Source organism: Pseudomonas fluorescens group sp. PF-1 (assembly GCF_054481335.1).
Map to the genome: position 1 here is coordinate 1666829 of NZ_JBTMNG010000001.1, position 25293 is coordinate 1692121.

Annotated in this window: 21 protein-coding genes, 1 tRNA gene and 3 pseudogenes; 13 read left to right on the forward strand and 12 right to left on the reverse strand. The window is 58.7% G+C overall.

The features are described from left to right. Window positions 1-8 precede the first annotated feature (8 nt). Window positions 9-959: an alpha-E domain-containing protein gene (locus ACX3YD_RS07985; RefSeq protein ID WP_047531601.1), complete on the forward strand. Its 951-nt coding sequence runs from the start codon at window positions 9-11 to the stop codon at window positions 957-959. Continuing rightward, on the forward strand, window positions 956-1765 hold the full coding sequence (locus ACX3YD_RS07990; protein WP_103402595.1) for a transglutaminase family protein: 810 nt from the start codon (window positions 956-958) through the stop codon (window positions 1763-1765). Before ACX3YD_RS07985 ends, ACX3YD_RS07990 begins: the two co-directional genes overlap by 4 nt. Before the next feature lie 58 nt (window positions 1766-1823). On the opposite strand, the gene ACX3YD_RS07995 is transcribed toward ACX3YD_RS07990, so the two are convergent. Beyond that, the gene (locus ACX3YD_RS07995) at window positions 1824-2645 is read right to left on the reverse strand and encodes a c-type cytochrome (protein ID WP_047531597.1); all 822 of its coding nucleotides are present in this window, start codon (window positions 2643-2645) and stop codon (window positions 1824-1826) included. Between the two features lie 595 nt (window positions 2646-3240). Here ACX3YD_RS07995 and ACX3YD_RS08000 point away from each other — a divergent pair. The 3 genes from ACX3YD_RS08000 (at window position 3241) to ACX3YD_RS08010 (ending at window position 7440) form a co-directional block, all read left to right on the forward strand. Next, window positions 3241-4446 (forward strand): acetyl-CoA C-acetyltransferase, encoded by a 1206-nt coding sequence (locus ACX3YD_RS08000; RefSeq protein WP_458959614.1) that lies wholly within the window; start codon window positions 3241-3243, stop codon window positions 4444-4446. A gap of 24 nt (window positions 4447-4470) precedes the next feature. After that, on the forward strand, window positions 4471-6615 hold the full coding sequence (locus tag ACX3YD_RS08005) for a 3-hydroxyacyl-CoA dehydrogenase NAD-binding domain-containing protein (RefSeq protein WP_458959615.1): 2145 nt from the start codon (window positions 4471-4473) through the stop codon (window positions 6613-6615). Window positions 6616-6711: 96 nt separating this feature from the next. Beyond that, window positions 6712-7440, forward strand: a complete 729-nt coding sequence (locus ACX3YD_RS08010; protein WP_458959616.1) for an amidotransferase — start codon at window positions 6712-6714, stop codon at window positions 7438-7440. A gap of 54 nt (window positions 7441-7494) precedes the next feature. Here the strand turns inward: ACX3YD_RS08010 and ACX3YD_RS08015 are convergent, their stop codons facing one another. The 3 genes from ACX3YD_RS08015 to ACX3YD_RS08025 form a co-directional block, all read right to left on the reverse strand. Next, window positions 7495-8466 carry a magnesium and cobalt transport protein CorA gene (locus ACX3YD_RS08015; RefSeq protein WP_458959617.1) on the reverse strand — a complete coding sequence of 324 codons (972 nt, stop codon included), beginning with the start codon at window positions 8464-8466 and terminating at the stop codon, window positions 7495-7497. 160 nt (window positions 8467-8626) lie between these two features. Continuing rightward, complete coding sequence (locus ACX3YD_RS08020) at window positions 8627-9349, reverse strand: lysophospholipid acyltransferase family protein (RefSeq protein WP_458959618.1); 723 nt, start codon at window positions 9347-9349, stop codon at window positions 8627-8629. A 211-nt stretch (window positions 9350-9560) separates the two neighbouring features. After that, window positions 9561-10250: a crotonase/enoyl-CoA hydratase family protein gene (locus ACX3YD_RS08025; RefSeq protein ID WP_090463920.1), complete on the reverse strand. Its 690-nt coding sequence runs from the start codon at window positions 10248-10250 to the stop codon at window positions 9561-9563. Between the two features lie 308 nt (window positions 10251-10558). Here ACX3YD_RS08025 and ACX3YD_RS08030 point away from each other — a divergent pair. Continuing rightward, window positions 10559-10648, forward strand: a tRNA-Ser gene (locus ACX3YD_RS08030). A 215-nt stretch (window positions 10649-10863) separates the two neighbouring features. On the opposite strand, the gene ACX3YD_RS08035 is transcribed toward ACX3YD_RS08030, so the two are convergent. Next, window positions 10864-12081, reverse strand: a complete 1218-nt coding sequence (locus ACX3YD_RS08035) for an MFS transporter (RefSeq protein ID WP_458960393.1) — start codon at window positions 12079-12081, stop codon at window positions 10864-10866. Window positions 12082-12345: 264 nt separating this feature from the next. Continuing rightward, a complete protein-coding gene (gene pdxR, locus ACX3YD_RS08040; protein ID WP_458959619.1) occupies window positions 12346-13845 on the reverse strand; it encodes a MocR-like pyridoxine biosynthesis transcription factor PdxR in 1500 nt (499 codons plus the stop codon). A 225-nt stretch (window positions 13846-14070) separates the two neighbouring features. On the opposite strand from pdxR, the gene ACX3YD_RS08045 reads away from it, so the two are divergent. The 3 genes and pseudogenes from ACX3YD_RS08045 to ACX3YD_RS08055 all read left to right on the forward strand — a co-directional run bounded on the left by ACX3YD_RS08045 (window position 14071) and on the right by ACX3YD_RS08055 (window position 15885). Continuing rightward, window positions 14071-15321, forward strand: a complete 1251-nt coding sequence (locus ACX3YD_RS08045) for a benzoate/H(+) symporter BenE family transporter (RefSeq protein WP_458959620.1) — start codon at window positions 14071-14073, stop codon at window positions 15319-15321. Window positions 15322-15336: 15 nt separating this feature from the next. Beyond that, a pseudogene (locus ACX3YD_RS08050) lies at window positions 15337-15555 on the forward strand (heavy metal-binding domain-containing protein); the annotation flags it as partial. 141 nt (window positions 15556-15696) lie between these two features. Next, on the forward strand, window positions 15697-15885 hold the full coding sequence (locus ACX3YD_RS08055; RefSeq protein WP_103402740.1) for a hypothetical protein: 189 nt from the start codon (window positions 15697-15699) through the stop codon (window positions 15883-15885). Between the two features lie 39 nt (window positions 15886-15924). Here the strand turns inward: ACX3YD_RS08055 and ACX3YD_RS08060 are convergent, their stop codons facing one another. Beyond that, the gene (locus ACX3YD_RS08060; RefSeq protein WP_458959474.1) at window positions 15925-17256 is read right to left on the reverse strand and encodes an IS4 family transposase; all 1332 of its coding nucleotides are present in this window, start codon (window positions 17254-17256) and stop codon (window positions 15925-15927) included. Between the two features lie 373 nt (window positions 17257-17629). On the opposite strand from ACX3YD_RS08060, the gene ACX3YD_RS08065 reads away from it, so the two are divergent. From ACX3YD_RS08065 to ACX3YD_RS08075, 3 genes are all read left to right on the forward strand, one after another. After that, a complete protein-coding gene (locus ACX3YD_RS08065; RefSeq protein ID WP_047531564.1) occupies window positions 17630-17998 on the forward strand; it encodes a hypothetical protein in 369 nt (122 codons plus the stop codon). Window positions 17999-18108: 110 nt separating this feature from the next. Then, window positions 18109-18570: a glycine zipper domain-containing protein gene (locus tag ACX3YD_RS08070; protein ID WP_448647265.1), complete on the forward strand. Its 462-nt coding sequence runs from the start codon at window positions 18109-18111 to the stop codon at window positions 18568-18570. A gap of 319 nt (window positions 18571-18889) precedes the next feature. Then, window positions 18890-19585 carry an HAD-IA family hydrolase gene (locus ACX3YD_RS08075; RefSeq protein ID WP_458959621.1) on the forward strand — a complete coding sequence of 232 codons (696 nt, stop codon included), beginning with the start codon at window positions 18890-18892 and terminating at the stop codon, window positions 19583-19585. Between the two features lie 50 nt (window positions 19586-19635). Here ACX3YD_RS08075 and ACX3YD_RS08080 read toward each other — a convergent pair whose 3' ends face one another. The 3 genes and pseudogenes from ACX3YD_RS08080 to ACX3YD_RS08090 form a co-directional block, all read right to left on the reverse strand. Next, on the reverse strand, window positions 19636-20382 hold the full coding sequence (locus ACX3YD_RS08080; protein WP_458959622.1) for a 3-oxoacyl-ACP reductase family protein: 747 nt from the start codon (window positions 20380-20382) through the stop codon (window positions 19636-19638). A gap of 530 nt (window positions 20383-20912) precedes the next feature. Continuing rightward, on the reverse strand, window positions 20913-22190 hold the full coding sequence (locus ACX3YD_RS08085; RefSeq protein WP_103402606.1) for an O-acetylhomoserine aminocarboxypropyltransferase/cysteine synthase family protein: 1278 nt from the start codon (window positions 22188-22190) through the stop codon (window positions 20913-20915). Window positions 22191-22716: 526 nt separating this feature from the next. Further along, window positions 22717-22830 (reverse strand): annotated as a pseudogene (locus ACX3YD_RS08090) (hypothetical protein); the annotation flags it as partial. Between the two features lie 206 nt (window positions 22831-23036). Here ACX3YD_RS08090 and ACX3YD_RS08095 point away from each other — a divergent pair. Next, window positions 23037-23435 (forward strand): annotated as a pseudogene (locus ACX3YD_RS08095) (methyl-accepting chemotaxis protein); the annotation flags it as partial. 279 nt (window positions 23436-23714) lie between these two features. Here ACX3YD_RS08095 and ACX3YD_RS08100 read toward each other — a convergent pair. Continuing rightward, window positions 23715-24443 carry an aspartate/glutamate racemase family protein gene (locus tag ACX3YD_RS08100; RefSeq protein ID WP_458959623.1) on the reverse strand — a complete coding sequence of 243 codons (729 nt, stop codon included), beginning with the start codon at window positions 24441-24443 and terminating at the stop codon, window positions 23715-23717. A 57-nt stretch (window positions 24444-24500) separates the two neighbouring features. Next, the gene (locus ACX3YD_RS08105) at window positions 24501-24989 is read right to left on the reverse strand and encodes a cytosine permease (RefSeq protein WP_458959624.1); all 489 of its coding nucleotides are present in this window, start codon (window positions 24987-24989) and stop codon (window positions 24501-24503) included. Window positions 24990-25293 lie beyond the last annotated feature (304 nt).

Consider the following 25293-nt stretch of genomic DNA (forward strand, 5'->3'; position numbering starts at 1 on the left):
AGCCTGTCATGTTAAGTAGAACTGCCTCGGATCTGTATTGGATGTCGCGTTACCTGGAGCGGGCGGAAAACCTCGCACGGATGCTCGACATCAGTTATTCGCTGTCGCTGATGCCACAGGATGGACGCGGTGACGGCCTGCACGAACTGGCCATGCCGCTGCTGATCACCGGCACCCTGGACGATTACCTCGAACGCCACGGCGAGTTGCATGCCGAACGCTTGCTGCATTTTTTCGCCCTGGATGCGGCCAACCCGGCGAGCATCTACAGCTGTCTCGGTGCCGCGCGGGCCAGTGCCCACGCGGTGCGTGGCCGAATCACCGCGGACATGTGGGAGAACATCAACGCGACCTGGCTGGAAATTCGCGGCATTGCAGAGCAGGGCCTCAGTCGCTACGGCATGAGCCGTTTTTGCGAGTGGATCAAGGAACGTTCCCACCTGTTCCGGGGCGCGTCCTACGGCACCATCATGCGTAACGATGCGTTCCGTTTCATTCGCCTGGGGACCTTCATCGAGCGCGCCGACAACACGTTGCGCCTGCTCGATGCCCGCTACGAAATGGCGGGTGATCAGGCTGAAGCGGTCAGCGATGGCACGGCCCACGCGTACTACCAGTGGAGTGCCTTGCTGCGGGCCTTGTCGTCCTTCGAGGCCTACACCGAAATTTATCGCGACGCACCCGGCGCCCGGCATGTGGCCGAGTTGCTGTTGCTGCGGGCGGATGTGCCGCGCTCCCTGCGGGCGTGCACCGAAGAAATCGACCAGATCCTTGCCCAGTTGCCGGGAGCCAACGGCCGTCCCGCGCAACGCCTGGCGGCGGAAATGGACGCGCGACTGCGCTACACCGGCATCAACGAAATCCTCGACGAAGGCCTGCACGCCTGGCTCACCGAGTTCATCCCGCTGGTGCGCCAGTTGGGTAACGCGATTCACAGTTCTTATCTGGAGGCGGCATGAGACTTTCGATTAGCCACGAGACCACCTATCACTACGAAGATCAGGTGCGCGCGAGCATCCAGTACCTGCGACTGACCCCCCATGACAGCGAGCGCCAGCACGTGCTCAGTTGGCAGCTCGACCTGCCGCGGCCGGTGCGCGCGCAACTCGATCCGTTCGGCAACATCCTGCACGTGCTGACCATGGACGAACCGCACGAAGCGATCATCATCGGCGCCCGTGGTCAGGTCGACATCGACGAATTGCGCGAAGCCGAGCACGAGAGCCAATCGGCGCTGCCGTTCCTGCGCTTCACCCGCCTGACCGAAGCCGACGCAGCCCTGCGCGCGTTTGCCGAAAAGGAATGCAAGCAACGCCGCGATCGCACGGCGCTGATCGACTTGATGCACGGCCTGAATCAGCACATGACCTACACGCCGGGCGCCACCGAAGTGGACACCAGTGCGGCCCAGGCCTTCGCAGGTCGTTCGGGCGTGTGCCAGGACCACACCCACGCGTTCCTCGCCTGTGCCCGCAGCCTGGGGATTCCGGCGCGGTATGTCTCGGGTTATCTGTACAGCGAAAACAGCGAACACCTGGCCAGCCATGCCTGGGCCGAAGCCTGGCTGGATGACGCCTGGTACAGTTTCGACGTGACCAATGAACTGGCCCGGCCCGAACGTCATTTGAAACTGGCCGTGGGCCTCGATTATCTGGATGCCTGCCCGGTGCGCGGGATGCGCCGCGGCGGCGGGTGTGAACAGATGCATGCCAAGGTGCTTGTTTCACCGACGCCCGCGCCGGTGATCTCCGTCCAGCAGCAGTAATCGGGGCGGCCGGACCCCTGTGTGAGCGAGCAAGCTTGCTCACACAGGCATGTTCATGTCAGGGCTTCACCTTGCGCCCCGCCATATGCTTCAAATACCCCACCAGCATTCCCAGATCCTCATCCGGCAACACCTCGGTCGAGAATCCGGGCATCTTCGCCTGCGGCCACTGACGCAAACTCTGCGGATCACGGATATAGCGCTTGAGGAAGTCCGCGCCGAAGTACTCGGTCGGGTTGTAGGGAATATTCAGATCCGGCCCGAATTGCGCATCCCCGGCACCATTGAGGCGGTGACAGGCCAGGCAGTTTTTCTGGAACAGCGCAAAGCCCTTGTTGACCGGATCGTCCGCCTTTAACGCAGGATCGGGCAGCAGGGCAGGGAAGCGTTCGGCCACCGGTGCCATGCGCTTGATGCTCGCGACTTCGAACGGCCACTGCTCCGGGCTGATATTGCCCGCTTGCGGGTTGGTCCAGACCAGATAGAACGGCCCGGCGCCGGGCTTGCCTTCGGACAGTGGCGGCCAAGGTTTGGCCGGATCCTCGATCGCCAGCCAGGCACGCGCGCCTTGGGTATTGAGCAGCGGCGCAGCGGCCATCTCGGCAGCAAAACCGTCCAGGGCCACGGCTTGCAAGTGGTCGTCCGGTTTGATGCCGGTCAACAGCACTGACAGAGGCACGGCGCGATAGCTCATATCACGCTTGTAGGAAACGTCATTGGTAACGGTGATGGTCTGGGCTTGAGGATGATTGAGCAACTCCTCGGTCTGCCAGGTGCGGTTGTTCGCGCCCAGCTGCAGGTTCAGCTGTGCGGCATACAGAGGCGTGCTGAGCAGCAAGGCCCCGAATAAAGTGAGCGCTTTCAAAGGATCGCCGTCCATGTCGTGGAAGTGCTGCAAAGGTTGGCACAGCCACGCTGGCCCGGGTAGCGAGCCAGTCACATTTTTAATGTGGCGATCTAAAACACGGGTACCGTATTTTTATGAACGACTAGCCGATCACCTTGGTCAGGTTCGGCAAAATCAACAAAAGTGTGGTCGCGAAGAGAATGAGCCCGGCTTGACGAACTTTCGATTGTTTGAACATGGCTTGACCGCCTTTTTTGTTATTTCCTGATGCCTGCCTGCATATCTCCATGACGGCAGAGCAATTCACGTCCTGTAGTACGAGCGCCTCGGCAAAACCCGACGACAACTTCGTATAACCTCACCTTAGAGCCCGCGTCACGCTTGATTTAGATCCATTTCGTATGGAGCGCTCACCAAATACGATTAAAAAAGCATGAGGCCTATTGCCAGCTTCTTGGGCGGCCTTTTGCTAGACACCTGCGTGTCCGCAAGCCGCGGATTCTGTAGCGGACTACCGTCCGTCTGAGCGCGTCCGTCAACGCCGGTGAGCGCTGCGGTCATTGAATCCCCGGTGGCTCGGAATAAGGTGGAAGCCTCTTCAAAGATCACCACCCGGTTCGAGGACGTCATGACCCAAGCATTGATTTTCGACGCGATACGCACGCCCCGTGGCAAAGGCAAGGCCGATGGCGCCTTGCACAGTGTCAAACCGGTGAACCTGGTGGCCGGGTTGTTCACGGCGCTGCAACAGCGGACCGCGCTCGATACCAGTCAGGTCGATGACGTGGTGCTTGGCTGCGTGACACCCGTCGGTGATCAAGGCGCCGATATCGCCAAGACCGCTGCTCAGGTGGCTGATTGGGACGTCAGCGTGGCGGGGGTGCAGATCAATCGTTTTTGCGCGTCGGGGCTGGAGGCGGTGAACCTCGGGGCCATGAAAATACGTTCCGGTTTTGAAGACCTGGTGGTGGTCGGTGGCGTCGAGTCCATGTCACGCGTGCCCATGGGCAGTGACGGTGGAGCCTGGGCGCTCGACCCGCAGACCAATCTGCACAGCCACTTCACCCCGCAAGGCGTGGGCGCCGATCTGATCGCGACACTGGAAGGCTTCAGCCGTCAGGACGTCGATGCCTATGCACTGCATTCCCAGCAAAAAGCCGCACGGGCGCGGGCCGATGGTTCGTTCAACAAATCGCTGGTGCCGGTGCAGGACCAGAACGGCATCATCCTGCTCGATCACGATGAGTTCATTCGCGCCGACTCGACGCTGGAGGGCCTGGGCAAGCTCAAGCCAAGTTTCGAGATGATGGGGCAGATGGGTTTCGACGCCACCGCGCTGCGGGTCTACAGCCATGTGGAGCGGATCAATCACGTACATACCCCCGGCAACAGTTCCGGGATCGTCGATGGCGCGGCGTTGATGCTGATCGGCTCGGAGGCCAAGGGCCGGGCGCTGGGCTTGCAGCCACGGGCGCGAATCGTCGCCACGGCGGTCACCAGCACCGACCCGACCATCATGCTCACCGGCCCGGCGCCGGCCACCCGCAAGGCACTGGCCAAGGCGGGGCTGCGGGTGGAGGACATCGATCTGTTCGAGGTCAACGAAGCGTTTGCCTCAGTGGTGTTGAAGTTCATCAAGGACATGGCCGTCGACCCGGACAAGGTCAACGTCAACGGCGGTTCCATCGCCATGGGCCATCCGTTGGGCGCCACCGGTTGCGCGATTCTCGGCACCTTGCTCGATGAGCTGGAAAGCCGGCGCCTGCGCTTTGGCCTCGCGACGCTGTGTGTCGGCGGCGGCATGGGCATTGCCACCATCATCGAACGCCTCTGAACCCCGAATTCAAGGACAAGTGACATGACCCAAGCCATACGTTACGAAAAAGGCCAGGACCAGATCGTCGTCCTGACCATCGACATGCCGGGCCAGAGCGCCAACACCATGAACGCGATGTACCGTGAAGCCATGGCTGACTGCGTCGCCCGGCTGGTGGCCGACAAGGACGCCATCGCCGGAGTGATCATTACCTCGGCCAAGAAAACCTTCTTTGCCGGCGGCGACCTCAATGAACTGATCAAGGTCGGCAAACCTGAGGCCAAAGCTTTTTATGAGAGGGTGCTGACCCTCAAGGGCCAACTGCGCACCCTGGAAACCTTCGGCAAACCGGTGGTTGCCGCGATCAACGGCGCTGCCTTGGGCGGCGGCTGGGAAATCTGCCTGGCCTGCCATCATCGCGTGGCGCTGGATCATCCGTCGGTACAACTCGGCCTGCCGGAAGTGACCCTGGGCCTGCTGCCGGGCGGGGGCGGTGTGGTACGAATGGTGCGCATGCTCGGCCTGGAAAAAGCCCTGCCGTATCTGCTCGAAGGCAAGAAAATACGGCCGCAGCAGGCATTGCAGGCCGGTTTGATCGACGAATTGGCAACGGATCACGAAGAGATGATGGCCAAGGCGCGGGCCTGGATTGTCGCCAACCCGACGGCGGTACAACGCTGGGATGTGAAGGGTTATCAGATTCCCGGTGGCACGCCGTCGAATCCGAAAGTCGCGCAGATGCTGGCCATCGCGCCGTCGATCCTGCGCAGTAAAACCCAGGGCTGCCTGCCGGCGCCGGAGAAAATTCTCTGTGCCGCCGTGGAAGGCGCCCAAGTGGATTTCGATACTGCGCACCTGATCGAAACCCGTTACTTCACCGAGCTGACCACCGGCCAGGTCTCGAAGAACCTGATCGGCACCTTCTGGTTCCAGCTCAATGAAATCAACGCCGGTGGCTCGCGGCCCCAGGGCTTCGCCCCCTACGTCACGCAGAAAGTCGGCGTGCTCGGTGCCGGGATGATGGGCGCGGGCATTGCCTTCGTCAGCGCCTCTGCCGGCATCAACGTGGTGCTCAAGGACATCAGCCTCGCGGCAGCAGAGAAGGGCAAGGCGCATTCGGCGGCGCTGCTGGACAAGAAAGTCGCACGCGGGCAAATGAGCGCCGAGCAGCGCGAAAGCATTCTGGCGCGCATTCAGACCACTGAAGACGATGCCGATCTGGCCGGTTGCGACCTGATCATTGAAGCGGTGTTTGAAGACCGCGAACTGAAGGCCAAAGTCTCCCTGGCGGCGCAAAAGGTCGTCGGCCCGGACGCGGTGATCGCTTCCAACACGTCGACCCTGCCGATCAGCGGCCTGGCCACGGCGGTGCCGGACCAGAGCAAGTTCATCGGCCTGCATTTCTTCAGTCCCGTGGACAAAATGGCCCTGGTGGAAATCATCAAGGGGGCCAATACCAGCGATGAAACCCTGGCTCGCGGGTTTGACTTCGTCCTGCAAATCAAGAAAACGCCGATTGTGGTCAACGACAGTCGTGGCTTCTTCACGTCGCGGGTGTTCGGCACGTTCACCAATGAAGGCATTGCCATGCTCGGTGAAGGGGTCAGCGCGCCGCTGATCGAGACCGAAGCGCGCAAGGCCGGTATGCCCATCGGACCTCTGGCAATTTCTGACGAGGTTTCCCTCAGCCTCATGAGCCATATCCGCCAGCAAACCGCCAAAGACTTGCAAGCCGAAGGAAAACCGCTGGTCGAGCACCCGGCCTTCGCCGTGATTGACCTGCTGCTCAACGAGTACAAGCGCCCGGGCAAGGCGGCCGGGGGTGGCTTCTACGAGTATCCCGTCGGTGGCCAGAAGTACCTGTGGCCAGAGCTGAAAACCCGTTTTGAAAAGGCCGACGGGCAGATTTCACCGAAGGATGTGCGCGATCGGCTGCTGTTCGTGCAGGCCATCGAAACCGTGCGCTGTATGGAGGAGGGGGTGCTGACGTCGACGGCGGATGCCAACGTCGGCTCGATCTTCGGCATCGGTTTTGCGGCATGGACCGGCGGTGCGCTGCAGTTCATCAACCAATACGGAGTCAAGGACTTCGTCGCCCGCGCCCAGTACCTGGCCGGACAATATGGTGAACGCTTCGCTCCACCGGCACTGCTGCTGGAGAAAGCCGCCAAGGGGGAGGCATTTTAAGGGGGGATTGACGCGTTCCGGGGCTTGCCTTGCCACTGTGTTTCAAGGCAGGCTCTGGGGGTGTGCATTATTCCCATCACGTGTCAGGTATTTTTTATGTCGTTACGCATCTGCATTCTGGAAACCGACATCCTGCGTCCGGAATTGGTTGACCAATATCAGGGCTACGGGCAGATGTTCAAGCACCTGTTTTCGCAGCAACCCATCGCCGCCGAGTTCACCGTTTATAACGTGATGCAGGGCGAGTACCCCAGTGATGACCTGACGTTCGATGCTTACCTGGTCACCGGCAGCAAGGCCGACTCCTTCGGCACCGACCCGTGGATCCAGACCCTCAAGACTTACCTGCTGACCCGCTACGAACGTGGCGACAAGCTGCTGGGCGTATGTTTCGGTCATCAGTTGCTGGCCCTGTTGCTGGGCGGCAAGAGCGAGCGCGCAACCCAGGGCTGGGGCGTCGGCACCCATCAATACAAGCTCGCGGCCAAGGCGCCGTGGATGAGCCCGCTCAAAGAAGAGCTGACGTTGTTGATCAGCCACCAGGATCAGGTCACGGCATTGCCGGAAAACGCCACGGTGATCGCCTCCAGCGATTTCTGCCCGTTTGCCGCGTACCACATCAACGATCAAGTGCTGTGCTTCCAGGGCCACCCGGAGTTCATCCACGACTATTCGCGAGCGCTGCTGGAAATTCGTCAGCAAGCGCTGGGCGAGGAGATTTTCTTGAAAGGTATCCAGAGCCTGGAGCATGAACACCATGGCACCACAGTGGCCGAGTGGATGATGCGATTTGTGGCGCACAAGCCAGAAAACCAGGCTGTGTAAGACGGCGGCAGCACACCTGTGGCAAGGGAGCGCGCTCCCTTGCCACACTGTTTGTCAGAGCCAGCCCGACCTCTTGAAACTCGCCCACAAACCCACGCACCCCACCGAAATAAACCCCAGCACCGCGAAATACCCGTAGTGCCAGCTCAACTCCGGCATGTTCTGGAAGTTCATCCCGTAAATCCCTGCCACCGCCGTTGGAAACGCCAGAATCGCCGCCCATGCAGCGAACTTGCGCTGTACCACGCTCTGGCGCGATGCCTCCAGCAGCACCCCGACCTCAATGGTCTGGCTGGCAATATCGGCCAGGGTCGTCAGGTCTTCCATCTGTCGGGTGACATGAATCTGCACATCGCGGAAGTACGGGCGCATGTTCTTGTCGATGAACGGAAAATTCAGCTTTTGCAGTTCCTCGCCTATCTCCACCATCGGCGCCGCGTAACGGCGCAGCCGCACGACGTCCCGGCGCAGACTGTGCAGGTTCTGGATGTCGCGCTCATTCAGTGAGCCGCACATGACGTTGCGTTCCAGTTCATCGATTTGCGCATGAATGGCTTCGCCCATCGGCTGGTAGTTTTCAATCACGAAGTCGAGGATGGCATAGAGCACGAAATCTTCGCCGTGCTCCAGCAACAGTGGACGCGCCTCACACCGTTGCCGGACATGGGCGTAGGACGCCGAGTGCCCGTTGCGCGCAGTGATGATGTAGCCCCTGCCGGCAAAGATATGGGTCTCGATGAACTTGAGTTTGCCGTCCTCCATGATGGGGGAATAAATGACGATGAACAGGGCATCGCCGAAAGTTTCCAGTTTCGGCCGGCTGTGTTTCTCCAGGGCATCTTCAATCGCCAGTTCATGCAGGTTGAACTGGCGTTGCAGATTGTACAGTTCCTCTTCGTTCGGCTCTTCAAGGCCGATCCAGACGAAGTGACCCGGCTTGGCAGCCCAGGCCGCACCCTCGTCGAGGGTGATATTGGTGACTTTCTTACCGGCGCTGTAAACCGCAGCAGCAACAACTCTACCCATGATGTTGGTTCACTTCTAATTGGCAGCAATCTATTGGCAAATGGCCATGGCAGACAGTGTTCAGCTTAACCCTGACTACTGCTTGAGAGTCAGTGAAATCTATTGAGTTCGCAGGCAAAAATTCGCAGGCAAAAGAAAACCCGCACGCGGCGGGTTTCTTTCAAGCGGCTTGCAGTTGCCGGTCCATCGAGTCGATGCATTCGCGCATCTGCTCACGGCACTGGGCAATTAGCATCGGCATGTCATCCAGGCTCAAGCCTGCCGTAGGAATCGCCGGTAGCGAGCGAATCAGAATTTTCCCACTGCGCCAGCGGTTCAATCGCATGTGCTTGACGTAACTGCTGACACACACCGGCACGATCGGCACCCCGGCAGCGATCGCCATTTGGAAGGCGCCTTTCTTGAACGGCAACAGCTCCTCGCCCAGATTGCGTGTGCCTTCCGGGAAGACCCAAATCGAGGTGTCTTCGTTTTGCAGGGTGTGGGTGGTGGTCAGCATCGACTGGCGTGCCTTATGCGCATTGCCGCGATCGATCAACACATTGCCGGCCAGCCAGAACAATTGGCCAAACAAAGGCACCCATTTCAGGCTCTTTTTGCCGATGCACACGGTACGGCGGGGCACCACGTTGCCAAACACAAACAGATCATAGTTGGACTGGTGGTTGGCGATGATCACGCAACTGTCGGGTTTGTCCATCAAGGGTCCGACATCGGCTTTTACCCGCAGGCGCAAAATACGCATCGCCGGCCACGCATAAAGGCGCGCGCACAAACGGCTGTTGTCAGGGTTGAACGGGCGACTCAGGCCCAGCAGGACGCCCAGCACGCCTGCCAGAATAAAGTGCAGGCCCATCAATGACATACGTAAAGCAAACAGCATTTGCAGGCCCATCGGGACAAAAGGTGGCGCAGTGTACGGATGTGCACTGTTTTCGGCAATTGCCGTTATATAGGTAGGAGATAGCGGATGTTTAAGTGCATGTTTCCGACTGAGGGGTCAGACCCGTGCTAGAGCAGTTGTGGACTTTCAACAGACTGCCTAGCAAAAAGCCCGACACGACGGTCGGGCTTTTCGTTATTGCCGGCCCGGATTAGCCCAGATGTTCCTGATCCAGGATGATCGCGTTATCCAGGGCTTCCAAAAACTCTTTGCGCACTTTCAGTTTGGTGTTCTTGTGCGCGGTCATGTTGATCTTCTTCAACTGACGAGCCGCAGCCAGCGCCGCGCCTTGCAGTTCCTCGGCCGACACCACGACGTCAAGGAAGCCGGCATCCACGGCGCTCTTCGGGTTGAACATCTCACCGTTGATGACCGAACGCGGGAATGCCGATTTGCTCAAGCGATCACGAGCGATCTCGATACCCGCGTGATGCATGGTCATGCCGATCTGCACTTCGTTGAGGCCGATGCTGAACGGGCCGTCTGTACCAATGCGGTAGTCCGCCGACAACAGCAGGAAGGCACCCTTGGCCACCGCATGGCCGGGGCACGCCACGATCACCGGGAAGGGGTGGGACAACAGACGACGGGCCAGTGTCGAGCCGGCAGTCACCAGCGCGACCGCTTCCTTGGGGCCGGACGTCATCACCTTCAGATCGTAGCCGCCCGAGAGAATCCCGGGCGTACCGGTAATGATCACCACCGCACGATCAGACACTGCCTGATCCAGCGCAGCGTTAAACGCAGCAATCACGTCCGGAGAGATGGCATTCACCTTGCCATTGCTCAAGGTCAGGGTCGCGATACCGTCTTCGAGATGGTAGGAAATCAACTCACTCATGACGCTATTCCTTTTATTAAAGTTGGGCAGACGTTACCCACCGTCACAGGCCAGGTAAAGCGCCGTGACTGACCCGCCAGTCACGCTTCGCGCGCCCGGCAAGCGTGCTCCGCTACGCCAGCCAAGCGTTGCCCTCTATATAGAAGGGCGGTCGGAGCCGGAGAATGGCCGGTTTGCCATTGCCTTCATCGGTTCAAAACCCTTGATCGAGTTAAGCGCATGAAAATTCTCAAAAAAATGTTTGCCAACAGAAAAGCTTTCGACTACATTAGCGCGCCTCGACAGACAGAACATGTTTGAAGAGATACGGTGAAGTGTCCGAGTGGCTTAAGGAGCACGCCTGGAAAGTGTGTATACAGGAAACTGTATCGAGAGTTCGAATCTCTCCTTCACCGCCACATTCAGTAAACACAAACCCCTGATTTTCCTGGAGAAAGTCGGGGGTTTGTGGTTTTTGGCGTCTGAAAAAAGGCTCATACGGGAACACGGGCTGTTGTCAAAGCCGCTGACAGGGGGCGAGCCGCTCCTGGTGTTCAGGAAAACGAAGTGCAACTTGTACTTGTGAATCGTCTTGTTGTCCCGTTCGACGATGCCGCAGAAGCCTTATCCCAAGTCATTTAAAGGCCTCAGGCAGGGGCGTCGATGTTCTGGTTCTTGCCAGGTACCACTCCTGCATCAGGGTCAGCACGACGGTCAGGCTCATGAATGTCACGCTGGCCCAGAAGATGGCCGTTGGGTGCCCTTGGTCCAGCATCCAGCCGAAGCCGATGGGCCCGATTGCGCCACCGATGTTGAAACCGGTGGAGACGATGCCGAAGGTTTTGCCTTCTGCGCCCTTGGGCGATGCCGCCCGCACGAGCATATCGCGCGAGGGTGCGATCAACCCCGTCAGAAACCCCACGGCGCCAAGAGCGATGATCAATGCCAGTTCGCTCAATCGGGTCGTGGCGACGATGGCCGTCAACACGGCGGCCAGTGCAAAGGCAGTCGCGGCAACCACCCCATGACGTTGGGTACGATCGGCCAGCGCACCGCCGGCGAGCACGCCAAAGGCGCTGGCAAACAGGAACGCCGTCAGCGCCGAGTTGGCCCAGGGCAACGTTGCGCCCTGTCCTTGCATGAGGGCGGCGACAGAAAACTTTTCAATCGCACTGGTGCTCAAGTTCAACAATACGAACAGCAAGGTCAGGCTCAGGATCATTGGCGAGAGCAGTGACAGCCTTCGGGTGCTGGCGATTTTGAGTGCAGGTTCGTGTGCGTGGTGAGTCCGAGTCACCCGTGCCAGCCCCGAGCCGGGTATCAACAACAGCCCCAGCGCGATAAAACCCACCAGCGCAGCGCCAACGAATGCGAGCCCCGGGCTGCTCGCAGTGGCAATCCCCAACAAAAACACCGGTGCAATGGCCGCGCCCAGAAACCCGGCAAAGGTATGGACAGAGAACGCTTTGCCGATGTGGGCGGGATTGATTTCTTGAGAGAGCAACGCGTAGTTGGCCGGGTGGTAGACGGCGTTGGCAATCCCGGCCAATGCCATGGCAATCAGCAAACAGCCGTAGCTGGGGAACAGTGCGATCAGCAGGAAGCTGATGCTGCCCAGGGCAACCCCGGCGATCAGCAAACGCCTAGCCCCGTAATGATCAACGACAAAGCCCATAGGGGCCTGCACCAGTGCCGTGACGATATTGAAGATGCTCAGGGCCAGGCCCAGCTCGACATAACCCACGCCAAAAAAAACCGGCAGCAGGGGGAACAGGGCCGCCAACACCATGATGTGCAAATGACTGACAAAGTGCGCCGTTGCAACCTGAGGAAGCAATCCGACATGAACGATCGACATGGCTAAACCTGTTCTATGAGCATTAACGCTCTGGCAAGAAGTGGTCTGCCAAACCGGTTGGTTCTGCGCCTGCTGGCGGTCGAAACACTACGGGACCGGGTTGGCTCGGCGCTGATATTAAGCACGTCATGGTCTTGCGTAATAGTCCATTGTCGGCGAGGTAACCAGACCACTTCAAACATCGCCAGAGCGCGTGGCGCCGCTACTGCGCCGGTTGCCGCGATGTCGATGCGCGGTATTCCAATGCCAGACGTTGCCCTAGCGGGTTTTCAGTGCATGGGCCAGGCGCTGCATGGCCGCTTCGATTTCATAAGCGGTCAAGGACGAGTAACCCAATAGCCAGCCTTGTTTCTTCTTCTCGCCGGCGTACAAACGGCTCAGGCCGGAAAGCTGTATGCCCGCGCTGGCCGCTTGGCGGATGGTTTTTTCCTCAGACCAGCCATCGCGCAGCAGGCAGGGGATTTGCAGTCCGCCGGGAGGGCGCAAGGCGGTAACGATGCCGTCCAAATGCTTGCCGATCGCGTCGAGCATGCTGGTGCGGCGCCCGGCATACAGCTTGCGCATGGCCCGGATATGGGCGTTGTAATGGCCGTCTTCCATAAAGCGCGCCAGGGTCAGTTGCAGGATTTGCGGTGTGTGACCGTCCATCATGCTGCGCGCATAGGTGAAGGCTTTGATCAACTCATGGGGCAGTACCATGTAGCCCATTCGCAACCCAGGGTAGAGGGTCTTGCTGAAGGTGCCGATGTAGAGCGTACGCTGGTACTTGTCCAGGCCTTGTACGCAGGCGGTCGGCTGCCCGTCGTAGTGAAACTCGCTGTCGTAGTCATCTTCGATGACCCATTTGCCCTGCTGCGCCGCCCAGTTGATCAACTCAAGACGACGCTCCAGCGGCAGGGTCGCGCCGGTGGGGTATTGATGAGACGGCGTGACATAGACGCAATTGGCGCCGCTTCGGTCGGCGTTCAGCAGGTCGGTGCGTATGCCCAGTTCATCGACATCAATGGGCAGAACCCTGGTCTCGGCGGTTTCAAAGGCCTTCCTGGCGCCGTAGTAACCCGGGTTTTCCAGCAGGATCGGTTTGCCGGCATCCACCAACAACTGCGCACACAGAAAAAGGGCCTGGCGAGTGCTGCTCAGCACCATGATCTGGTCGGGGGTGCATTTGGCTCCGCGCTCAAGGTTCAAGTAGGTGGCAATCGCCTTGCGCAGCGGCTCGGCGCCTTGCGGGTCGCCATGCAACAGCACATTGGCGCGATACTCCTTCATGACCCGGCGTTGCAGGCGCTCCCAGACATCGGTGGGGAAGGTGCGGGTTTCCGGCAGGCCGGTCGCAAATGCCTTGATCACCTGCTGATCATTCACACCGCCACTGTCGAGGATCATCCGCCCGCGCTGGCTCAAGCCCGCCCCCGGTGCCGCCTGGCTGCTTTTGACTTCCTGGGCCTTGATGCGGCGACGTGTCACGCCTCGCAATTCAGTGCCCACCGTTTCGCTGACATAACTGCCGGCCCCCTCGCGCCGCACGATAAAACCGTCCCGGTGCAGTTGCACGTAGGCGTTCTCCACGGTGTCGCGGGCAATCCCGAGTGACTTGGCCAACACCCGCGTCGCGGGCAGCTTCAAACCAGGGTCAAGGGCGCCGTCGAGGATCAGCTCACGCAGCGCGCGCTGAATCCGCTGGTGCAGATCCAGTAACTGAAACTCAGCGTCGTTGAGGCGTATTTTCAGCGTTTCCAGTTCGAACGTTTTCGCCATGCGGTCTGCCTTACTTCAATAAATTGGCCTGCAAAGGCAGGCCAGTCTATCCGTAGAATTCACCCCTCGCCACGGCCTTTGTGCGAGGCAAGCACGCACGTTGCGGGCGATTTTGAACGGCGGTGACTCAGCCGGTCACACGACTACGACGCAGGGCCGACGGCGTTGCCGTACATCATCCTCACTCGAGGCCGAATACTTCGTTTCGCAAGGAGCAAAGCCATCATGTCTTCTTCACCATCCTCGTCCACCCTGCGTCTACGCGACCTTGTGCATCCGATTGTCGCCGGCCTGATTTCAGTCATCGTCAATTATGGCGGCACGTTCATCCTGGTCTTTCAGGCCGCCAAGGTCGCCGGGCTCAGCCCCGAGCTGACGGCGTCGTGGGTGTGGTCGGTGTCGATTGGCGTGGGTATTACCGGGCTGTTTCTCAGTTGGGCAAGCCGTGAGCCGATCATTACCGCCTGGTCGACACCCGCCGCGGCCTTTCTGGTCGTCGCACTGTCCACCACACCCTACGCCGAGGCTGTGGGTGCATACATCATTTCGGCCGCCGCCTTCGTTCTGCTGGGTTTGTCCGGCTGTTTCGAAAAAATCATCCGCCTGATTCCGCCGGGCGTGGCTGCGGGGCTGCTGGCCGGTATCCTGCTGCAGTTCGGTATCGGCGCGTTTGGTGGCATGAGTATTGACCCCGCGTTGGTCGCGTTACTGATTGCCGCTTACGTTGTGCTCAAGCGATTTACCGCACGCTACGCAGTGGTGGGCATTCTGCTGCTGGGGCTGGCGTTTCTCCTGACGCAGGGGCGTGTGGATCTTTCTGGGCTGGAACTGCAATTCGCGGCACCGGTATTCACCCGGCCTGAGTTCTCGCTCAATGCGTTGCTCAGCGTGGCGCTGCCGCTGTTTCTGATCACACTCACCGGCCAGTACATGCCGGGCATGCTGGTGCTGCGCAACGATGGCTTCAGCACCAGCGCCAATCCTATCCTGACGGTCACAGGGTTGGGCTCATTGCTGATGGCGCCCTTCGGTTCTCACGCGTTCAACGTTGCGGCCATCACTGCGGCCATTTGCACCGGCAAGGAGGCCTCGGAGGATCCGTCCAGGCGCTGGATCGCCGGGGTTGCCGCGGGTGTGTTCTACATTCTCGTCGGGATTTTCGGGGTGACCCTCGCCGCCGTGTTCATGGCACTCCCGGCCACCTTCATTACGACGCTGGCCGGGCTGGCCCTGCTTGGCACTATCGGCGCCAGCCTGGCCAGCGCCATGGCGGAGGTCAAATCCCGGGAAGCCTCGCTGATCACTTTTCTGGCATCCGCGGCGAACATCACCTTGCTGGGGATCGGTGGGGCGTTCTGGGGGTTGCTGATCGGTCTGGCGGCCTACGTCTTACTCAATGGCCGTTTGCCGCGTCGCGAGGCGCGGGTCATTCCGGTGGCCGACACCGTAGTAACCACCAAAGGCGCCAATCACTGATGTTCGCTTAACTGGATCTTCTCCGGAATGCGCGACTTCTTCGGTGGTCGCTCCCAGACATTGGCGCGTGCGCTGCAGGAAGCACGAATCCAGGCCACTGACGAAATCAAGGAGCGCGCCCTTGCGCTTCAAGCTGATGCGGTGGTGGGGCTCAATGATGAGATCGCCATGCCGGCCGGGAAGGGAGCAATGGTCGTGGTGTTTGTCACCGGTACGGCGGTGAAGCTCAGGTGATGCGTGGGCCATTCGTCGGGCACTCGGCAAGCTGAATAACAAGTCCAGTAATGACCGGCTAGTCTCAAAGGCTTCGTGATCGGTATTTTTCAGGCAAAGGGCTTGCCGGTATTGATCACGCATTTGATAGGGGGTGAAGAGATGGCTGATCCGTACATTGAAGACGACGGGGCAGAGTTTCCGATCAACAATTGCGTGCAGTGTGGACAGACGGTCTATGTTGCGAGTTTCGGTGAAGATCAGACCGAGGTCGACAAGATCAAATCCAGGGCGCGCCGACTGTTGAAAGCCAAATTTTTACCCAGGGTAGCGGCACCGGTCAGGAAGTAATGAACCGCCAGCAGACCCCGTCATCGAGCGTAATGCTGTTCACTTAAGTGGAGCAGCCTTACGGTCTACTGGAAATCGGGTTTTTGAGATCTTCACCGTCCTTGGCCTCGAAGGCCTTGGACGGTGATCCAGAAACAATCCTCCAATACCTGCCCTTAACTCTGCCAAGCGTCTCCCTGTGGCTGAAATCGGGTTGGCCGCTGCCATCACAATCAATTGCACCGCGATGTACTGACAAGCCGGTTTGAAACGGATGTCCGAGGGCGCTCGGCCAAACGCCACCGCTGCCTGACTGGCTTCCCGACGAATTACGTTGTAAGCCAGCAAAAGTCCCCACACCTCCTGATAAATCAGCTCGACTTTTTTGCTGCGCAAGGTCATGGCGTTCTGTTGCATCGAACTCTTGATGTCTCTGAAGCCCAGCTCGATCTCCCAGCGTTCCTGATAAAGCTTGGCCACGGCTTTGGCGTTGTAGGTGTCAACCGGCAAGGACGTCATGACGGTCTTCACCTTGCCTTGAATTTCATAGCTGACTTCACGTACCTCCCAGTGCGATGGAAGGGCCGGATTTCGCTTTCTGGCCTGCGGCGAGACTTTCATGCGCACCAAACGATCATGCTGGCTGTAGCGGGTCACTTCTTCGCAGACCAGTCCTTTTTTTGCCGGGATCAACCAGTGACGGTTGCTACCCGCGCTGCTCAGACTCGACAGCAGCTCGGCGCCCCAGAACCCTTTGTCGAACAGCGTCACCGAGTGGTCGGGAATCTGCTGCAAAAACTCGTCGGCCAAGCGCATTTCACTGCGTCGGTAAGGGCTCAATTGCGCATCCAGGATCACATGCGAACGCACATTCATCAGCGCCACCAGACGCAGCATGGGAAACGGTGTCTGGCGCTCACTCGGAGTATTTCCCGACCCGAAGTGGTCCCGAAGCTCGGGCGTATCCGGGGTGCGTAAAAGTGCACCGTCCACCGCGAATACCTGCAGGTCGTGCCAGGCATCATCGTCGTAGCGCTCTGCCCCCCATTGAGTACCGGTCTTGCGAAACAGCCACTCAACAGGATCGGCACCGAGCCGCTTTCGCGCCTCGGTCACACCGCTGCGGGCCAACAAGTGGTCAGAAGCCAGACCTTGGGCGCAGATATTCAGGCGTCTGGCCACTTCGTGAACGGGCTCATCTCGAAATAGCGCCATCCCCAAGACCAACCAAAGCACTTGATCAGCGGGCAGACGACGCCGGCGAATGGTCGCCTGACTCGACAAATCCAGTGCAGACGCTACCCATTCAAGGGGAATGTTTTGAGTAAAAGTGCTCAGGTCGCAGAAGTTGAAAAGGTCGCCGAGGTCGAGCAGGTCCTGTTGAACAGACATAAAAAATCCGATGCCAGAGGTCTGGCATCGGATTTTCGATGAAGCCCGGTTTGGACTCAAATGCTTAAGTGAACAGCATTACGTCATCGAGCGGGGTTTTTTATGTCTGGCGGATTGTTTAACTGTTTGTTTCTGCGAATTATCTTTCACAAAGTTTTCACATCGCCTTACGTAGGCTCAACTCATCCGTTAGAAAGCAACACCCTGCCCGTTCCCCAGCGGGCTTTTTTTTGCCTGGCATAAAACCTTTTCGATAAATGCTGTCCAACCGTCGCCAATAACGAGGTTGAGCGCACGCCTGTCTGGACTTTTTCGTCGCTAAAGCATTCAATCTCGCCCCTTTCGATTTACACCCTTTTTTGAGGTTTTTGTCATGCGTTTCACTCTGCCTGCTTTGGTTCTGGGTCTTCTGGTTGCTCAAGGTGCAATGGCTGGCGACGGCACGGCTGCCGTTGGTGGTGGTTTGGGCGGTGCGTTGGGTAACGTCGTGGGCCAGAGCATGGGTGGCAGCACCGGCGCAGCGATCGGTGCTGGCGTAGCGGGCGCGGCGGGCAGTGCCGTTGCGGCCAAGAAAGGCCATCGCACCAGCGCCGCCATTGGCGGTGGTGTTGGCGCGGCCGGTGGTTCGGTGATCGGCAACAGCCTGGGCGGCAAGACCGGTTCGACTATCGGTGCAGGCCTGGGTGGTGCATTGGGCGGCGGCGTCGGCAGCAACCTGGCCAAGGGTCACAAGCGTCACTGATCCTGATCGGCTGACTGAAAAAGCCCGGCTCGATGCCGGGCTTTTTCGTTTATGAACGATTTTCTCTACGTTGCCTCCAAGTGTTAAGCCCATTGAATGCGAGTTTCACCATGACAGCTATGACTGAAGGCAAGGAAGTGAAGATGTCCGGCCGTTTGAGGTTGCCAGCGCTGGTTTTAGGCCTGTTGCTCACACCACTGGCGATGGCGGCCGGTGACGGTACGGCGGCGGTCGGCGGCGGGTTGGGTGGTGCGCTGGGGAACGTGGTCGGTGGGCAAATGGGTGGCAGCACGGGTGCCGCGATCGGTGCCGGTGTAGGTGGTGCGGCAGGCAGCGCGGTCGGCGCGCCCAAGGGCAGTCGCACAGAAGCCGCGATTGGCGGTGGGCTGGGCTCAGCGGGTGGCTCGGTGATCGGTAACAGCCTCGGCGGCTCCACCGGATCGACCATCGGCGCAGGCCTGGGCGGGGCAGCGGGTGGTGCGGTCGGCAACAATCTGGGGAGCGACAACGGCAGTTCCCATTCCGGTGGGGGTCATAAACACAAGAATAAACACAGAAACAAACATCACTGATGGGACATCGCACTCCCTCCGGAACCCGGCCAGGCGCCGGGTTTTTCGTTCCTGTCAGCAGGGTGCAGGAATGTTTGACTGAAGGTCGTCTCGAACGTCATACATCTCCAAGAGCTTGCGGCGAGCCGAGTTGAGTGGCGGTCGATCCTCCCGCCGACGATCTCCACGGCACGGGTGCGAACGCGAACGACAGCCGCCCTTCGAGTTTTGCCCGTTGCCCTGAGCCAGCTGCGCTCGCTATGCTGCTGAAACCTTTAATCAGTCACCGAGGCGGTCGCAACCGGCCGCCTGGGATGTCGTTGAAAACGGATCAGATGCGATGAGTGCAGCGCTGGATGAGTTCGGCCCGATCAAGGCTGTGATATTCGATATGGACGGCTTGTTGCTGGACACCGAGGGCATCTACACCGAGGTCACGTCGATCATTGCCGGGCGCTATGGGCGGACGTTCGACTGGCGCATCAAGCAAAACATCATCGGTCGTGGCGCGGGTGATCTGGCGCGCTATGTGGTCGAGGCGCTGGATCTGCCCATCAGTGCCGAAGAGTTTCTGGTGATCCGCGAACCCCTCATGCGCGAGCGTTTTCCTACTGCTCAAGCCATGCCTGGCGCACAGGAACTGGTGCGGCATCTGAAAGCCAACAACATCCCCATTGCGGTGGGCACCAGCTCTTCGAGCCAGTCGTTTGGCCAGAAAACCACCTTGCACCGCGACTGGTTCGCGCTGTTCGACATTATCGTCACGGCCGATGACCCGGAAGTCGGCGCAGCCAAACCGGCGCCGGATATCTTTCTCACCGCAGCCCGACGCCTGGGTGTCGCCCCGCAAGACTGCCTGGTGTTCGAAGATTCACCCTTCGGTGTCACGGCGGCGAAAGCGGCGGGGATGACGGCGATTGCCATTCCCGACGCGGCAATGGCTGACGAAAAATACGCACACGCCGATGGCATTCTTCGTACGTTGAAAGCGTTCAAGCCAAGTGCTTGTGGGTTGCCGGCGCTCGAGTGGGCCTGACAACGGACAATGTGGGAGCAAGCTCCCACATTTGATTAAGGTCTAACGCATCAGGCGCCGAAGCCACCATCGATGGTCAGGCTCGCACCGGTGATGTAGCCCGCCTCGGGGCCGGCGAGGTAGGCGACGAAACTGGCAATCTCTTCGGCTTTGCCATAACGGCCGACGGCCATCAATGGAATCAGGCTGTCGGCGAAGTCACTGTCGGCCGGGTTCATGTCCGTGTCGACCGGCCCCGGTTGCACGTTGTTGATGGTGATGCCTTTCGGGCCAAGATCGCGGGCCAGGCCCTTGGTCAGGCCGACCAGTGCCGACTTGCTCATGGCGTATGGGCCCCCACCGGCAAAGGGCATGCGATCGGCATTGGTACTGCCGATGTTGATGATCCGACCGCCAGCGGTCATGTGTCGGGCGGCGGCCTGGGTGGCGATGAACACGCTGCGCACGTTGATGGCCAGGGTCTGGTCGAAGTCTTCGAGTTTGAAATCCTCCAATGGCGCAACAGCCAGCACGCCAGCGTTGTTGACCAGGATATCCAACTGTCCGAAGGCGTCTATAGTGGCGGTCACGGCGCCACGAATGGCATCGGCGTCGGCGCTGTCAGCCTTGATGGCCAGGGCTTTGCCGCCGTCAGCGATGATGCTGTTCTGCAACGCTTCGGCCTTGGCCGTGGAGCTGACATAGGTAAAGGCGACGGTCGCGCCTTCAGCGGCCAGTCGTTTGAGGATGGCTGCGCCAATGCCACGGGAACCGCCTTGAATCAATGCCACTTTGCCGCTGAGGTTTTGAGTAGCCATATCGATCTCCAAAGTCCCGAGGCGAGATTGCCTTGGTTGATGGAGCCTAGTATCGATTCGGGATTACAGGCTGTCTTCGGTGCTCAATAAAAAATAACATCAAGGAATGCACCGGTCTTCAGAAGATGTAACGGTACTGCATTAATTATTGAAATTAATAAGACGAAACCCTATTAAGATGAAATATAAGACGTCTGTGGTGTCGCCTGAAATGATTGAAAAAACTACGGGTTAGTAATGTTTGGTTTGTTAGGGGTTGTATTAATCAGTTCAAGGAGAGGCGACTTTTTATAGTCGATTGCAGGTCCGCGGTCAGTGGAGGAGTATCAATCACCCTTCCTCGGCGATGCCAGAAGCGCAGATGAAAAACGCCAGGTAATGAAGTCTTGTTACCCTCCAACTCCACGCCCCCAGTGGCGTGGAGTTTTCTGACATGCATCAAGGCACCCAGTTCTCCAGGGTGAGTCCATCATCCTTTTTGTATGGGCAAATCCAAGCCGACATCCCTGCAGCATGCAGGCTACTTGCCCTTAGAGATGAGTTGAATCCAGCGCTTGCTGCAAATCGTCTATCAGGTCTTCAATCGCCTCAATGCCTACCGAAAGACGAATCATTTCTGGCTTAACCCCGGCCTTCGCTTGTTCCTGTTCGTTCATCTGCCGATGGGTAGTAGAGGCCGGGTGGCAGGCCAGAGACTTCGCGTCACCGATGTTCACCAGGCGTTTGAAAATGTGCAGAGCGTCGTAGAAACGGACACCGGCTTCATAGCCGCCCTTCAAGCCAAACGACAGGATCGCCGATGGTTTTCCCTGCATGTATTTCTGCGCCAGTGCGTGGTGTGGATGGTCCGGCAGGCCGGCGTAACTGACCCATTCAACCTCAGCGTGACCTTGCAGGAATTGCGCAACCTTCATGGCGTTTTCGGTGTGTCGTTCCATGCGCAGTGCCAGGGTTTCCAGGCCTTGCAGTAGCAGGAACGCGTTCATCGGTGCCAGCGCCGCTCCAGTGTTGCGCAGTGGCACAGTGCGGGCGCGCGCGATGAAGGCGGCGGGGCCGAATTTCTCGGTGTACACCACGCCGTGATACGCCGGTTCGGGTTGGTTGAGACCGGGAAATTTCTCCGGGTATTGGCTCCAGGGGAAGGTGCCGCTGTCGACGATCACACCCCCCAGGGAATTGCCGTGGCCGCCGACATATTTGGTCACCGAGTGCACGACAATGTCGGCACCGAACTGGATCGGCTTGCACAGAATCGGCGTAGCCACGGTGTTGTCAACCATCAGTGGCACACCACGGGCGTGAGCGACATCGGCGAGTGCTTCCAGGTCGATGATATTGCCCGCCGGGTTGCCGATGCTTTCGCAGTACACCAACTTGGTGTTGTCATCGATCAGTTCTGCGATGGCCTCGGCGGAATCGTTTCGGGCAAAACGAACATCCACGCCGAAGCTCGGCAGAAGGTGAGCGAACAGGGTATACGTACCACCATAGAGTTGCGGGGTGGTGACGATATTGTCACCGGCGCGGGTCAGGGTCTGGATCGCATAGTGAATTGCGGCACTGCCAGCCGAGACGGCCAGGGCCGCGATACCACCTTCGAGGGCGGCAATGCGTTGCTCCAGCACATCGTTGGTGGGGTTCATGATCCGCGTGTAGATATTGCCGGGCACGTCCAGGTTGAACAGGTCGGCGCCGTGCTGGGCGTTATCGAATTCGAAGGCGACGTTCTGATAGATCGGCACGGCGACGGCCTTGGTGGTCGGGTCCGACTTGAAGCCGTGGTGCAGCGCGATGGTTGCGTCTTTCATGATTGTTATCGATCTCCTTTAAGTGTCCCGGATTTTCTGTCAACAGCCCTTCGATTAAACCGATACCCGGCTCCGAGTGGGTATTGTCCATTTTTTGCTGATGTTTCCCAGCATTTCCATGCTGATTGCCCTGTGTTCTCCTGCTCGAAAAGTGAGCAGAACCCGTTGAGCACCTGGCTCAGTTTTTCAGTCGACAAAACCGCCTTTACCGGGGCAGTTTTCGGTCAGTGGCCACACTTACAGTTCCAAGCCATTTGCAGGCTCACTCTAACGAAACCTGGGATTGTTGCTCCACCACGTTCGTACATCCGGTATACAGGGCAGCACAAGGCCTGGGTGCAGGCTTTGTGCCAGGTGCCAACTTACTGTTTTTAAAAGAAATTAAATCCACATGCTTAAGCTGAAGTGTCTGTCGAGTGACAGTGTTGATGAAGTTCTGTTGCTGGACCGACAGTCGGTTTACTGTGGTGCGCAATAGACGAAGGCCAGCGCGAGTGCTGGCCTTCTTAAAGGGGATATCAGATTTTCAGGCGGTCTGCTTGCTGCCACCTCCAATCTGCCAGGCATAGGGTGGTTCGGTACCGTTGATCTCCCGGTCGCCGATGATCCGCTCTTTGTGAATCAATGGGGTATGCGAGGCCTTGCCGACCTGGGTGCCGCTGGCGACCCTGTTGGTGAGCACGTATTGCATCGTGCACTTATTTGATTCACGAATGTTTCATTCGGATAGCCAGCAACGACCTTCTACTCCTCTGACCTGCTACCCCGCGCGGACATCCTTCAACGTGGAGGATTTCGCGTAATCCAGCATTGATTCATGAGCTCTTGAGCGTCAGCGATGGATAGCAAGCTAGAACCTTGGCCACACGAACATCCCGCGCCGCTGACGACATCCGGCAGATGGTCGAAGGCCTGCAAAATGAAACGCAAAAAGCCGTGGGTTTTATGGAGAACGGAGTCAAGGATGTTGACAACAGCTTGCGCCTGGCCGAAGAGGCATCCTCGGAAAATATGCAACTGCATCAGGCAGTGGAAAGCATGTTCAGCATCATTCAGCAGCTTAATGAGCGCAGCCTTGATTATGGAAAAACAATCAAACAGGTCGATCAGTCATCCGCAGAGATGCGCCAGACGGTGATCGTGCTGCAGACCAATGCGGAAACGGTAAGGCTTGACGCCAACAAGTTGCAACAACTGGTGGGGCTGTTCGAGGTGAGCAACAACTCCCGGCGAAGTGCTGCTTGAAGCTTTGCCGCGTACTTCCCATTGCCGCAAACAGACCCCAAGGCCTTTTATTTTTCGATGCCATTGAGCATTTATCCTCCCTGACCCAGGCGCATGGTTACCTTCATTGAGCAGGTAACCCTGTGTAAACCAAAAGTTGATAGTGGTCGCTATGGAAACCTTCAGCAGTGTTTCCGGCTCCCACAGTTTTTGTGTCGTTCCACAATGATGCACACGACACCTGACTATGGGAGCGAGGGTTGCCTCAGGCGGTGTTCCGATGATTAACGATAACGCGGTCTACCTGCCAAACCGCCCCGGCCAGCCAATGATTTTTTTCGGCCGTGGCGTTGCATAAGTCCGTACCTTCGACGTCGACAACCCCAGGCGCACCAGGGATTCGGCAATGGTCACCGCCGCCGTCACGCCGTCCACCACCGGCACTCCAGTGCGTTGGCGAATCTGTTCACCCAGCCCGGCCATGCCGCCACAGCCCAGGCAAATCACTTCGGCCTTGTCCTGGGTCACCGCCAGTTCGGCCTGATGCACGATAGCCTCCAGTGCGCGTTGCGGTTCGTGCTCCAGTTCCAGTACCGCCAGACCACTGGCCCGCACCGACGCGCAACGATCCCAGAGCCCGGACAGTTTGAGGCGATCCTCGATCAGCGGCACCGTGCGGTCTAGGGTGGTGACCACCGAATAGGCATGGCCGAGGAACATCGCGGTGCTCGCCGCCGCATCGGTGATGTCCACCACCGGCACGTTAAGCAGTTCCTGCAGGCCTTCGCGGCCGTGCTCGCCGTAGCCGGCCTGAATCACGGCGTCGAAGGGTTGGTCGTAAGACATCACCCGATCCATCACGGCAATGGCCGCCAGATAACTTTCGAAGTTGCCTTCGATGGAGTCGGCACCGAAGTGCGGGGTCAGGCCGACGATTTCCGTGCCGGGGGCTGCAACAGCCTGGGCCGAGCGGGCGATGGCCTGGGTGATGGATTCGGTGGTGTTGACGTTGACCACGAGTATTCGCATGGGAAGTCCTTATAGCGCGTTGGTTCTGCGGCCCGGACTCGCCGGGCCGCCAAGTGATTAATGACTGACGTTGTCGACCGCGATCGCTTCGCCGCTGACATCGGCGTAGTGCGGTTGGCGTTTGGCGATGATCAGGTAGAGCATTCCGGCAATCCCGGCGCCGGGAATGAACGCCGCCACGGCGCGCAAGTTGACCCCGCGGCTGTAGTAATAGGCGCCAGTCGGGTCTTCGCTGTACAACTGCGGCACGTTGACCTGACCTTTTCGCACCAGCCAGTAGTCGACCATGATCACGCCATACAACGGCCCGAGCAGGGCACCGAGGCCCGACAGGAAGTACACGATCACCAGCGGGCTGTTGTAGAGGTTCCACGGCAGGTTCCTGATGCTCGACGCCGCGATGACTGTGCATGAGCGCAAGGGCTCGACAAATCTTCGTCGCGGGGGCGAATACCATTGGTTACGGGGCATCTGCAGCCTGTACGGGATAGGGCGCTTCAGGCTTGCGGATCTGGTGTGTGTATGTTCTGAATTGATTGTATACAAAACATGTATGCACCTTTGCCAGATCTATGCCAGCCAGGAATCTATAAATTCGGCTGCTCATTTCGTTTTGTTATGAGATGGCGCTAAGTGACTGAAAATATGGCGATATAAATTGACCGTTCGAACAGGTATTTATTTTTCGACAGGCTTTGTGGGAAAGGTCGACGCAGGAGGTCGGAAAGGCAGGATGTAACTTTTTCGGGCGCGGAAACTAAAAGTGCACACATAAATGGCACTGATGGTGACATTTATGTGTACACATTTTTGGTTGGTCACGCCCCCTGTAGGAGCGAGCCTGCTCGCG